The sequence below is a fragment of the Pseudomonas orientalis genome (genome assembly GCF_001439815.1).
Lineage (GTDB): Bacteria > Pseudomonadota > Gammaproteobacteria > Pseudomonadales > Pseudomonadaceae > Aquipseudomonas > Aquipseudomonas orientalis.
On the sequence record NZ_JYLM01000009.1, the window covers coordinates 1 to 12,585 of the forward strand.

The window sequence follows — 12,585 nt, forward strand, 5'->3', positions numbered from 1 at the left end:
CCAGGGTCAGCCCACCCTGGGCCTTGCATTGAGCGACGGTGCGACTGGGCGTGTCGGAAGAGATCGGCGCAACCAGTGCGACCTCGTCCCCGACCTTGAACACCTGCTCGACTTTCAGTGCCGAGCCACTGAAAAAGCTGTCGGCCCACGCGTCGAACGTGCTCAGGCAATTGCGCAGATCCCGCAGGACGCGTTCAATATCCGGCGCTTCGGGGTCCATGGGCGCCAGGACGAAGCTGGCCAGCGCCGGAGTCACAACACAGCCCCGATAATCGGGGCTCTAACGAAAAGAACCATCTGCAATCCCTCGCACTGAATGATCAGGCGAAGGACTTTGCAGCGGTTTGCGGGGCAGGGGAGTAGAGCTTATCCGGCAGTTACGTGGGAAGTTTCAACAACCCTGTCGCGCAGCACCAGGCTGCACAGCGCCGGCAGAAACAGCAACGTCAACACCGTGCCCACCAGCACCCCGCCGATCAGCACATAGGCCAGCGATGACCAGAACACCGACAGCGTCAGCGGAATAAAGGCCAGTGCCGCCGCCAGTGCGGTGAGGATCACCGGCCGCGCGCGACGCACGGTGGCTTCGATAATGGCTTCGCGTATGGGCATGCCGTGGTCCTGGTTCTGGCGAATCTGGTCGGTGAAGATCAGCGTGTTGCGCATCAGAATCCCGCCGATGCCGATCAGTCCGAGAATCGCGTTGAAGCCGAACGGCTGGTTGAACAGCAGCAAGGTCGGCACCGCGCCAATCAGGCCCAGCGGCGCGGTGGCGAACACCATCAGCATCACGCCGAAGGAGCGCACCTGGAACATGATCACCGTGAGGGTCAGCAGGATCATGATCGGGAACAGCGCCGCCAGGGCGACGTTGGCCTTGGCGCTTTCTTCCACCGGGCCGCCGATATCAATGTGGTAACCGGCAGGCAGCTTGGCGATCAGCGGCTGCAGGTCCTTGTACACGGCCATTTCCACATCGGGCGGTTGTACGCCGTCGATGATGTCGGCGCGCACTTCCACGGTGGTGGCGCGGTTGCGGCGCTTGAGGATCGGTTCTTCCATCACCGCCTGGAACTGCCCGACCTGGGCCAGCGGTACCGAGGTGCCGGCGCTGTTGGTCAGGGTCATGTTGTTGAGGTTGCCGAGGTCTTCGCGCTGGCTGCCCTGGGCGCGGGCCACCACCGACACCGTGCGGTTGCCTTCACGCACTTCGGTGATCGGGTTGCCGCTGAGCAGGGCGTTGAGCTGGGACTTGACCTCGTCGGGGGTAAAGCCCAGCAGGCGCAGGCGATCCTGGTCCAGCACCAGGCGATAACCGCTGGCGCGCTCGCCCCACTCGAGGAAGGCGTCGCGGGTCAGCCTGTTGCCGGCCACCACTTGACGTACCTGCTCGGACAGCCCGCGCAGCACGTCCAGGTCCGGCCCGGACACACGGAACACCACCGGGAACGGCACCGGCGGGCCGAACACCAATTGCGTGACGCGCACCCGCGCCGCTGGAAACTCACCGGCGGCGATGCGTTCGCGCATGCGTACTTTCAATGCATCGCGGGCGTGGGAATCCGGGGTTTGCACGATCAACTTGGCGAACGCCGGGTCCGGCATCTCAGGGTTCAACGACAGGAAAAAGCGCGGAGCGCCGCCGCCTACGTAGGTGTCGACCAGGCTCGTCTGCGGCTCCTGCAGCAAGGCTTTCTCTACCTGCGCCGCCACCGCTTCAGTGCTTTTGAAGGCACTGCCGGGAGGCATGTACACCTCCAGGATCAGCTCGGAACGGTCGGAGTCGGGGAAGAATTGTTTCTTCACCACCGCCATGCCCAGGCCGCTCAGCACAAACGCCGCCACCACCAGCGCGGTCACCAGCCAGCGTCCACGCACGCAGGCCTGCACCAGGCTGCGCAGTTTCTGGTAGTAGCGCCCGGCGTAAATCGCATCATGCCCGCCGGGCACCGGTTTGATCTGCGGCAACAGCTTCACGCCCAGATAGGGCGTGAATACCACCGCCACCAACCAGGATGAAATCAGGGCAAAGCCCACGATCCAGAAGATATTCCCGGCGTACTCGCCGGCACCGGAGCGCGCGAACCCCACGGGTAGAAAGCCGATGATCGTCACCAGCGTGCCGGTCAGCATGGGCGCCGCCGTGGAGCTCCAGGCGTAGGTGGCCGCATGGATGCGGTCGAAACCCTCTTCGAGTTTCACCACCATCATCTCGATGGCGATGATTGCGTCGTCCACCAGCAGGCCCAGGGAAATGATCAGGGCGCCGAGGGTGACGCGGTCGAATTCACGCCCGGTGACCAGCATGATCACGAACACGATTGACAGGGTCAGCGGCACCGCCGCCGCCACTACCAGCCCCACACGAAAGCCCAGGGCCAGCAAGCTGATCAGCATCACCACGGCCAGGGCGACGAAGAACTTGAGCATGAACTCGTTCACCGCCAGGCTGATGTTCTTCGCCTGGTCGGACACCTTGGCGAAATTCACGCCCAGGGGCAGGTCGGCCTGGATCCGGGCTTCCTCGGCCTGCAGGCGCTTGTCCAGCTCCAGGCCGTTCCAGTGCTTTTCCATGATCACCCCGAGCATCAGCGCCGGATCGCCCTGGTGGCGGATGCGGTAGCTGGGCGGGTCTTCATAGCCACGGCGAACCGTCGCCACATCGGCGATGCGCAGCACGCGGCCATTGACTTGCAGGGGTACGTTCTCGATCAGCGCCAGGCTGTCGAAGGCGCCATCAATTCGGATGTAGGCGCGGGCACCGGCGGTTTCGACGAAGCCCGAAGGCGCCACGGCATTTTGCGCGGCGAGGGCGGCGAAGATCTGTTCGGGCTTGATGCCCAGGGTCGCCAGGCGTTCATAGGAAAACTCGACAAACACACGCTGGGCCTGTTCGCCGAGGATATTGACCTTCTTCACCCCCGGCAGATTGAGCAGGCCCTGGCGCAGCGCTTCGGCCATTTGCACCTGCTGGCGATGGGGCAGGTGTTCGGCCTCCAGGGCGTACAGCGCAAAGTACACATCCGAATATTCATCGTTGAAAAACGGCCCGATCACGCCCTTGGGCAGGTTGGCGGCTTCGTCGCTGAGCTTTTTACGGGTCTGGTAGAACAGGTCCTGTATCTCGCTCGGCCGCGTGGACTCGAGGAAGGTCATGCGCATCGAGACGAAACCCGGCTGGGCGATGGTCTCGACGCGGTCGTAGTAATCCAGCTCCTGCAGACGCTTTTCCAGGCGATCGGCCACCTGTTCCTGCATTTCCTCGGCGGTGGCCCCGGGCCAGGCGGCGGTGATGGTCATGACCTTGACGGTAAACGACGGATCTTCGGCGCGCCCCAGTTTGCCGAACGCGAAGATCCCGGCGGCGATGATCGCGATGATCAGGAACAGCGTGACGGCGCGGTGCTTGACCGCCAGTTCCGAGAGGTTGATTGCACGCATGTTCATTGGTCCTGTTTGCGGTCGAGGGCCAGCGCCTGGGCGGGCAGCAGGCGTACCCGGTCACCGCTGTGCAGCAGGTGAGCGCCGAGGGCGACGATGGTTTGACCGGGGGTGACGCCGCTGTCGAGCAGGGCCTCTTCCTGGCCGAGACTGGCGACTTTCACCGGGGCGAAGCTGATCGTGTTGTCATCAGCGATCAGCCACACGCCGGTGCCTTGCCCCGCATCCTGCAATGCGCCGATGGGCACACGGGTTTGCTGGGCCTGGCCGTCACCTTGCAAGCGCACGGTAATGGTGGAGCCGAGGGCGAAACGCTCGACCGCGCCGTGCAGCACATAGCGCGCGCGGTAGGTGCGGGTGGTGGGGTCGGCGCTGGCGGACAGCTCGCGCAGGGTGGCGGTAACGGCCTGGTCCGGGGCGCCGAAGGGGAAGGCCAGGGCGTTTTGCGCGGCACGGACGCGTTGCTGTTCCGGCAGGTTGACGATGGCTTCGCGGGCGCCGTCATGGGCCAGGCGCGCCACGATCTGGCCTTCGGCGACCACCTGGCCGCGATCAGCCAGCACGTCGGTGATGATGCCGTCGCCATCGGCCTTGAGTACCGAATAGGTGCGACGGTTTTCGATCTGGCTGGCATCCGATTGCGCCGCCGCCAGTTCCGCTTCGGCAACGCGCAGGTTGGTCGCCGACTGGTCGAAGATCTGCCGCGACACCGCGCCGGTGCTGGCCAGGCGCTGGTAGCGGTTTTCGTCGTCACGGCGCTGGCGCAACTGTGCCTGCGCAGCGTTGACGCGGTTTTTCGCCGAGCGCAACGCCAGTTCGAAGTCGCCGATATCCAGCACCAGCAGCGTGTCGCCACGGGAGACATGCTGGCCGGGATCGACCTTGCGCTCGATCACCTTGCCGCTGACCCGAAAGCCCAGGTTGCTTTCAGTGCGTGCGGCCACCACACCGGTATAGGCGCTTTGCTGGGTGCCGCCAGCCTCGACCTTGACGGCCAGCACCGGACGCGGCGGCGCGACCTGGGCGGCGCTGTCGGCCTGGCTGTTGCAGCCACTGAGGAACATCAACACCACCAGGGGCGTAAAAAGGCGCAGGTGCAGAGGGGACATGACGGACTCCTGGATGACCATGGGATAAAAAATTATGGACATAATTTTTTGCCCATATTATGGTCGAAATATAAATTAATCCAGCCCCCCGGATATTCCCCATGGCAAACGCCCCGGCACCCTCGCGTCACTTGTTGTTTTTACTGGTTGCCCTGACGGCGCTGGGTGAAGTGTCGACGCAATTGATCATCCCAGGCCTGGGTGCCATCGAGCAGGCGCTGGCGGCGCCGGCAGGCTCGGCGTTGATGGCGTTGTCGGCGTTTGTTGGGGCATTCGGCCTGGGGCAGTTGCTGTTCGGGCCGCTGTCGGACCGTATCGGTCGCCGCCCGGTATTGCTCGCCGGCCTGACGCTGTATGTGCTGGCGACGCTGTCGATGCTGTTGGTGGCTGACATCCAGCAATTTATCGCCGCCCGCGTACTGCAAGGCCTGGGGGCGTGCGCCGCGCTGGTGCTGGCGCGCACCGTGGTGCGTGATGTGTGGAAAGCCGCGGCGGGCCCGGCCCTGGCGCTGACCATGATCGGCATGCTCTATGCCATCGTCGTGGCGCCGATGGCGGGCGGGTTGCTGATCAAGCTGTTCGGCTGGCACGCGCCGATCATCCTCGCCCTGGTCATCGGCAGCGTCGTGCTGCTGCTGGCGGTGCTGTTCTTTCGCGAGAGCAACCCTTACCTCGACCCCAAGGCCGCGCACTGGCGCACCCTTGGCGGGCAATACCTGGATTTGCTCAAGGGCCGCCCATACCGCGCCTACGCTGTGGCCCTGGCCTGTACCTACGGCGCCATGTTTGCGGTGATTGCCGGTTCGTCGGCGGTGTTTATCAACCTGCTGGGCCTGAGCAGCCTGGAGTACGGCATCAACTTCGGCCTGATCGTGTCGATGCTGATCGTCGGTTCCACCTATACCCGGCGCAATATCCTGCGCCTCGGGCCGCAGCGGATAGTGACCATGGGTGTGACGCTGGTGGCCGCCGGCGGGGTATTGGCACTGCTGATTTATGCGCTGTTCGGGCTCTCCGTGGTGGGCCTGGATATTCCGATAGCCCTGGCCACGCTCGGCGGCGGGCTGGTGCTGCCCGGCGCGGTCACGGGCGGGGTGATGCCTAACGCCCATCGTGCCGGATTGGCGGCCGGGTTGATGGGGTTCGCGCAGATGTTCGGGGCCACTTGCAGCGGCGTGCTGCTGAGCCAGCTACGCGATGGCAGCGCCACGCCGATGATCGTCATCCAGGCCGCTTTTGCCGTTGCGGCCTTCGTCGCCTTCCACCTGTTGCGTCAGCGCGCGCCCAAAGCACTGTCCTATACGTAGGACGATCAGGGCCGCTTTCGCCGGCTAGTGCTCTGCGGCCTGGGGACTTATGGTGTCTGCACTTTGGAGGTACACCATGAAAAAACTGATCGGTCTCTACACCAGCCCCCGCGCCCATTGGGTCGGCGACGGCTTTCCGGTGCGCACGTTGTTTTCCTACGACACCATGGGCAAACACATCAGCCCATTCCTGTTGCTGGACCACGCCGGCCCGGCCGAATTCACCCCGACTGAACAGCGTCGTGGCGTCGGCCAGCACCCGCATCGCGGCTTTGAAACGGTGACCATCGTCTATGACGGCGAAGTCGAGCACCGCGATTCCACCGGTGCCGGCGGCAAAATCGGCCCGGGCGACGTGCAATGGATGACCGCGGCCAAGGGCATTCTCCATGAGGAATTTCACTCCGCAGCCTTTGCCCGCACAGGCGGGGCGCTGGAGATGGTGCAGTTGTGGGTCAACCTGCCGGCCAAGGACAAAATGGCCGAGGCCGGCTACCAGACCATCGTTGATGGCGACATCCCGGTGTTGCCGCTGGCGGGCGACGCGGGGCAACTGCGCCTGATCGCCGGGGAGTTCGCCGACACCCGGGGTCCGGCGCGGACCTTTACGCCGATCGATGTGTGGGACTTGCGCCTGAATGCCGGTAAGGCCGTGACGCTGGACTTGCATGCCGGGCGCAACACCGCGCTGGTCATCCTGAGCGGAACCGTGCAGGTCAATGGCGAGGACGTCGCGCGTCAGGGGCAGTTGGCGTTGTTCGAGCGTGACGGCGACCGCATCATCCTTGAGTCCAACGACGACGCCAAGGTGCTGCTGCTCAGCGGTGAACCGATCGACGAGCCCATCGTCGGCCATGGCCCGTTCGTGATGAACACCGAGCAGGAGATCCATCAGGCCTTTGCCGACTTCCAATCAGGCAAATTCGGGCGGATGCAGGCCTGAATGCCTGAAGCCTGACGCAAACCCTGTGGGAGGGGCTTGCTCCCGATAGCGGAGCAAGCCCCCTCCCACATTGGTCTTGTGTCGCTGTCGTGGTGTTATGAAAATTAATAATAATTAGCTTAGATTAAAATGTGCTTTTTATTATTTTTGAGCATCCCCTAGGCTGGCCTGGAAGTCCTTAAGGCCATTCAGGAAGTTTTGCCATGAGCAGCGTTACCTCGCTATCCAGCGTCGCCAATACCGTTCGCCAACGCGTCACGCCAGAGGAATGGGAAGTGCGCGTCAAACTGGCCGCCGCCTATCGCCTGGCGGCCCTGTACAAGTGGACCGATCATATCTACACGCACTTCTCCGCCCGTGTACCCGGGCCTGAGGAGCATTTCCTGATCAATGCTTTCGGGCTGCTGTTCGATGAAATCAGCGCCTCCAACCTGGTCAAGGTCGACATCGACGGCACCCTGATCGACGACCCCACCGGGCTTGGCATCAACTACGCCGGTTACGTGATCCACAGTGCCATCCACGGCGCGCGCCACGACCTGCAAGCGGTGCTGCACACCCATACCCGCGACGGTATTGCGGTGTCTGCGCAGAAGGACGGGTTGCTGCCGATCTCCCAGCATTCCATCGCGTTTTCCGGTCGCGTGGCCTATCACGGCTACGAAGGGGTGGCGTTGGACCTGGACGAGCGCGAACGGTTGGTGGCGGACCTGGGCGACAAAAGTGTGATGATCCTGCGTAACCACGGGCTGTTGACGGCGGGCGTCAGCGTGGAGCATGCGTTTCAACAACTGCAGGGGCTTGAGCGGGCATGCACTATTCAGATCGCGGCGCAGGCGGGCGGGAATGCGGCGTTGGTGTTTCCACCCGCTGAAGTGGTGGCCAGGGTCGAGCAGCAGGCCAAGGTCTTCAGCAGTGGGGAAGGGCCTGGGGTGACGCGGCATTGGAATGCGTTGATTCGGCAGTTGGAGCGCACCGACACCGACTATAAAAACTGAGCCCCAGCCACGCGCAGATGCAGCAGGGAGCAAGCCCCCTGCGCATTGATGCGGTCTATTCAGGCCGGTTGTGCTGGATTTGCTGCTTGGCCAACCCCACCACGTTTTCCAGCGTAAAGCCGAACTTTTCCTGCAACTTCGCCAGGGGCGCCGACGCGCCAAAGCTGTTCATCACCACTTTGGCGCCGGCCTGTCCGACGTAGCGGTCCCAGCCCAGAGGGCCGGCCTGCTCCACCACCACCCGAGCCTTCACGCTCGGCGGCAAGACGCTGTCGCGATAGGCCTGGTCCTGGTCTTCAAACAGTTCCCAGCTGGGCATCGACACCACCTGCGCGGCGATGCCTTCGCCCGTGAGTTGTTCGTAGGCCGCGACCGCCAGGCTGACTTCACTGCCGGTGGCGATCAGGATCACCTCGGGTTTGTCCGCGCCGGCCAACACATAGGCGCCTTTGGCCGCACCCGCGGCCGACGCGTAGCGGCTACGGTCCAGGGTCGGCAGCGGCTGGCGCGACAGCACGACACAGCTCGGCCGATGGGTTTGCGCCAGTGCCACCTTCCATAACTCAAGGGTTTCATTCGCATCGCCTGGGCGCAGGGTCAGCAGGCCCGGGGTGGCGCGCAGTTGGGTCAGATGCTCGATGGGTTGATGCGTCGGGCCGTCTTCACCCACGCCGATGGAGTCGTGAGTAAACACGAATATCACTGGCAGCTCCATGATCGCCGCCAGCCGGATCGGCGGTTTCATGTAGTCGCTGAAGACCAGGAACGTCGAGGTGTACGGTCGCAGGTAGGACAGTGCCATGCCGTTGGCAATCGCGCCCATGGCATGCTCGCGAATACCGAAGTGCAGGTTGCGCCCGCTGTAGTCGTCGGCACTGAAACGCCCCGCGCCGTCGAAGGTAAGGTTGGTCTTGGTCGACGGCGACAGATCCGCAGAGCCGCCCAGCAACCAGGGGATATGTTGCGCGAAGGCGTTCAGCACCTCGCCGCCTGACGCTCGGCTGGCGACGCCCTTGGCATCGGCCGCAAAGTTCGGCAAGTCAGCCTGCCACTGCTCGGGCATTTCCCCGGCGCGCATGCGTTGCAGCTCATCGGCGCGCTGCGGGTCGAGGGAGGCCAGGGTCTGGTTCCACTCGGCAAACAGCGGCTCGGCACGCTCAACGAGTGCATCGCGCAACGTTGCGCGCGCCTCGTCGGGCACCAGGAAACTGGCGTCCTGTGGCCAGCCATAGGCGGCTTTGGTCAGGCGAATTTCGTCTTCACCCAACGGCTCGCCATGGGCGGCGGCGGTGTTGTGTTTGTGCGGCGAGCCGTAGCCGATCACGCTGTCGACCACAATCAGGGTCGGTGCGCCGGTATTGGCCTTGAAGGTTTGCAGTGCCACGCTCAGCGCCTGCAGATCATTGGCATCGGTGACATGTACGGTGTGCCAGCCATACGCCTGGAAGCGCTTGATCACATCTTCACTGAAGGCCAGCTCGGTGTGACCCTCGATGCTGATGGTGTTGTTGTCGTAGATCCAGCACAGGTTGTCGAGCCGCAAATGCCCGGCCATCGACGCCGCTTCACTGCTGATGCCTTCCATCATGTCGCCGTCACCGCACAGGGTGTAGACGTCGTAATCGAACAGCACCTGGCCGTCGCGGTTGAACCGCTTGGCCAGCCAACGCTCGGCCATGGCCATGCCGACGCTGTTGGCGCAGCCCTGGCCCAGGGGGCCGGTGGTGGTTTCCACGCCGGTGGTCATGCGGTACTCGGGGTGCCCCGGTGTCTTGGAACTCATCTGGCGGAACTGCTTGATGTCGTCCAGGCTCACCGCCGGCTCCCCGGAGCGCTTGCCGTGGGCATCAATCTCCACCACGCCGGCCAGGTGCAGCAGCGAATACAGCAGCATCGACGCATGCCCCACCGATAACACAAAGCGGTCACGGTTGGGCCAGTCGGGATGCTCCGGGTGATAACGCAGGAAACGACTCCACAACGTATAACCCACCGGCGCCAGGCCCATGGGCGTGCCGGGGTGGCCCGAGTTGGCCTTCTGCACGGCATCCATGGCCAGGGTGCGAATCGTGTTGATGCATTGCGTGTCGGCGGCAGTGGCGGTGTGATTCATGTAACCGGTCTCCCTCGAGTGGCGATCTACAGTGGAGGGCAGGGCAGGGCAAAGGTTTGATTGCATTGCCGTGGTTGCGACGAACGGGGCCACATTGACCTCGAACATGACAAGCCCCCTGGGAATGGGCTAGCTTCAAGGGGTAGGCCATTGATCAACTGTGGAGGTAAGTCATGCCAGTGAAACACGACCTGTATCAGGACTTGGGGTTGAGCAAGGAAGTTGTTCACGAGCGCAGGGCAGGGGACAAGCGGCTGGACTCGCTGCTCACGCAATACGACGTTGCCGACGGCGAGGTGTTGAAGGCGGAATCGGCCAGTGCCAGCGATGAAGAGGTGGAAAAGCTGAAGAAGAAACGGTTGTTGATCAAAGATGAAATTGTCGCGAAGTTGGGTTAAGCAAAACCGGCAGCTGGTGGTGAGGGGCAAGTTCCCTCGCCACACCCGTCTGTTGCACGCGAATGTGCAGATTTTTTCAGAATTGTTTGAGGGACAAGCTCAACCTCACTCCTTATGATGCGCCCCGTCCACCCGGCTCTGGGGCTTTTTGCGGCGCAAGGATTGCGTTGTTGAGCCGGGTGGACATCCCGGGTTCGGGCTGTACTTAGTAAAATCGCTCGGCCGAAAACGCCGCTAAGGACACATGGGGCTGTTGTCCAACTGCCATGTTGGCAAGGGCGTCACCGATCGCAGGCGCAAATTTGAATCCGTGCCCCGAGCATGCGGATGCGAAATAAGTTGATCTCAACGCTCGGGACTCCCCAATCAGAAATGAGTCATCAGGACTCAGCGTGTAGAAGCAGTTTTTTGCGTATATGGGCGAGCGCTTCGCGGCAACCCGCCATAGCGCAGCCGCCCCCATAATTCCAAGGCCAATCACGATAACGTCGTAAGCGTTTCTCATGTTGGTACTCCTCATTTTTTTGGCGAGCGGCTAGCTACCGTGTCGTAGGCCAGAAGGCCGACTAACAGGCCCGTGGTAGAGATGATTAACGTAAGAGAAAAAGCGGGAATGGAGTTTCCATTGATGAAAAAGCCAATGGTCAGTAGTGTCAATGGGAGAATGAACTGCAAAAATCCTGTGAAAGATAATGGTATTTTTCCGGTGGCGAACGAAAACATCAAGAGCGGCGTGACTGATATAACACCGGCCAGCCAAATAAGCGGAGTCGTGCAGGTTGACAGTTCGCCTGGCCCTATAACAGGATAGTCAAAAAGCCAGATGGCGACTGTCAAACAGCCGCTCAGAAAAAAAGTCTCCAGGAATAATCCGGTCACTGCGTTTAAAGGTGTGCTTTTTTTAAAGTAGGTGTAAGCTCCCCATGTTGTGGCAATTGATAAGTAGGTCCAGTGGCTAAGGTTTTCGCTGAGAATTATTAGAATTAATATCGCGCTGAATGCGACCCCGATAGAAGTAATTTTGGCGGGGGGCAGGGGCTCATGATAGATTATCGCTCCCAATGCAATGGATATGAAAGATGCTAATAAGTAACCAATTCCACTTTCCAAAATATAGCCATTAATTGAAGCTCCTATAAACGCCGCCCAATTGATGGCAATAACAAGGGAGGCGATGCTGTGCAGGGCTATCAGCTTTATTGTGATGTACTTTGCCTGGCTGATACGTCGGAAAAAAAGAAGAACCACAGCGAGAAAAATGCAGGACAAGGCGACTCTATAAGCGACTAGTGTCGTGGGCGGTACTTCGCCAAGCGCTCTCCAATAAAGAGAGGATGCGCCTAGAATTAGATTTGCCAATCCAGACAATACAATCGCCGGAAAATCAGTGGCGGAAGAGGCCCGCTGTGTTTTCATGATTTTTATGTCGAATGATAAAATTCAATGATTTCGTAAGACCAGAAAATAGTGCCATTTTTGTCGGTGGCGTATGCTGCCAGATCATGATTCGCCCAATGTTGGAATTCTCTTTTTAAAAGCGTGCTTGTCATCTGCCATTGATCAGAATAATAGAGGAGTGGAAGCGTATGGCGTTCCATGAGTCTATAAGTCAACGGGGGCGCGCCGTGATGCGTTTCCTTGTACCTATCCAATACGTCACGAATTCCGACTAAAGAATTGAGGCCTACAATGGCCCTTCCCGAAGGCGCCAGGTATCTCGGAAGATCATCGAGAAAGCGGGCGATGACTTTTTCTCCATAGAACATCGCTTGAATGGGCAACTGCCCGGTCTGCGCGATGATCTCCAAACGCTGGGTGAGTGATGGAGAGGGGGTTCGCCAGCCTGGCGGGTTGAAGATGATTGTTTCAAATTGTCTTTCAGGAAGATTGTTGAATAGGTCACTCGCACAAAAAGAAATAGCGAGTTGTTTGAAGTTTAAAAGCTCGTGAAGTTTTGCCTGTTCAATGGCATGTTCGGAAATATCCGTGGCGACGATGTCGTGGCCACCAAGCTTGCGTATCAATAATGCGTGGATACCACTGCCTGTGCCAATATCAAGGAAGCTGTTGTTTGTTCTGTTAGAACTGAATGAGCGCAACAAATAGCAGCCGAGCCTCACGCCCGCGAGGCTTACTTGAAAAACGTTGGGTGAATGTATTAAATCAAGCTGTAGGCCCAAACCAAAATAAATTTTATACGTGTCACCCGGATATTCCACTTGATTACATTCGAAGTAGTGTTTTCCTGCCAGTCCGTGATCAATAAGCCCTTGCAT

11 protein-coding genes are annotated in these 12,585 nt (G+C 60.7%); 4 read left to right on the forward strand and 7 right to left on the reverse strand.

Annotated features, from left to right (window positions below; translation table 11 throughout):
* From TU82_RS20600 to TU82_RS20610, 3 genes are all read right to left on the reverse strand, one after another.
* The coding region (locus TU82_RS20600) for a hypothetical protein (protein ID WP_428838886.1) at window positions 1–220 on the reverse strand (220 nt) is incomplete at its 3' end.
* Between the two features lie 146 nt (window positions 221–366).
* On the reverse strand, window positions 367–3,441 hold the full coding sequence (locus TU82_RS20605; RefSeq protein WP_057725063.1) for an efflux RND transporter permease subunit: 3,075 nt from the start codon (window positions 3,439–3,441) through the stop codon (window positions 367–369).
* Window positions 3,442–3,443: 2 nt separating this feature from the next.
* Complete coding sequence (locus TU82_RS20610) at window positions 3,444–4,550, reverse strand: efflux RND transporter periplasmic adaptor subunit (protein WP_057725064.1); 1,107 nt, start codon at window positions 4,548–4,550, stop codon at window positions 3,444–3,446.
* Window positions 4,551–4,651: 101 nt separating this feature from the next.
* Here TU82_RS20610 and TU82_RS20615 point away from each other — a divergent pair, with 101 nt between their 5' ends.
* From TU82_RS20615 to TU82_RS20625, 3 genes are all read left to right on the forward strand, one after another.
* Window positions 4,652–5,857 (forward strand): multidrug effflux MFS transporter, encoded by a 1,206-nt coding sequence (locus TU82_RS20615; protein ID WP_057725065.1) that lies wholly within the window; start codon window positions 4,652–4,654, stop codon window positions 5,855–5,857.
* Between the two features lie 76 nt (window positions 5,858–5,933).
* A complete protein-coding gene (locus TU82_RS20620) occupies window positions 5,934–6,800 on the forward strand; it encodes a pirin family protein (protein ID WP_057725066.1) in 867 nt (288 codons plus the stop codon).
* Between the two features lie 203 nt (window positions 6,801–7,003).
* Window positions 7,004–7,798: a class II aldolase/adducin family protein gene (locus TU82_RS20625; protein WP_057725067.1), complete on the forward strand. Its 795-nt coding sequence runs from the start codon at window positions 7,004–7,006 to the stop codon at window positions 7,796–7,798.
* A gap of 55 nt (window positions 7,799–7,853) precedes the next feature.
* Here TU82_RS20625 and tkt read toward each other — a convergent pair whose 3' ends face one another.
* On the reverse strand, window positions 7,854–9,911 hold the full coding sequence (gene tkt, locus TU82_RS20630) for a transketolase (protein WP_057725068.1): 2,058 nt from the start codon (window positions 9,909–9,911) through the stop codon (window positions 7,854–7,856).
* Between the two features lie 173 nt (window positions 9,912–10,084).
* Here tkt and TU82_RS20635 point away from each other — a divergent pair, with 173 nt between their 5' ends.
* A complete protein-coding gene (locus tag TU82_RS20635) occupies window positions 10,085–10,309 on the forward strand; it encodes a DUF465 domain-containing protein (protein ID WP_057725069.1) in 225 nt (74 codons plus the stop codon).
* A gap of 205 nt (window positions 10,310–10,514) precedes the next feature.
* Here TU82_RS20635 and TU82_RS29630 read toward each other — a convergent pair whose 3' ends face one another.
* Genes TU82_RS29630 through TU82_RS20650 form a run of 3 tightly spaced genes read right to left on the reverse strand, consistent with a single transcriptional unit; the run spans window position 10,515 to window position 12,585 of the window.
* Window positions 10,515–10,829, reverse strand: coding sequence for an FAD-dependent oxidoreductase (locus TU82_RS29630; protein WP_082632048.1), 315 nt, complete (start codon window positions 10,827–10,829; stop codon window positions 10,515–10,517).
* Complete coding sequence (locus tag TU82_RS20645; RefSeq protein ID WP_156421676.1) at window positions 10,826–11,725, reverse strand: EamA family transporter; 900 nt, start codon at window positions 11,723–11,725, stop codon at window positions 10,826–10,828. The genes TU82_RS29630 and TU82_RS20645 overlap by 4 nt, the downstream gene beginning before the upstream one ends.
* 5 nt (window positions 11,726–11,730) lie before the next feature.
* Window positions 11,731–12,585: a methyltransferase gene (locus TU82_RS20650; protein ID WP_057725072.1), complete on the reverse strand. Its 855-nt coding sequence runs from the start codon at window positions 12,583–12,585 to the stop codon at window positions 11,731–11,733.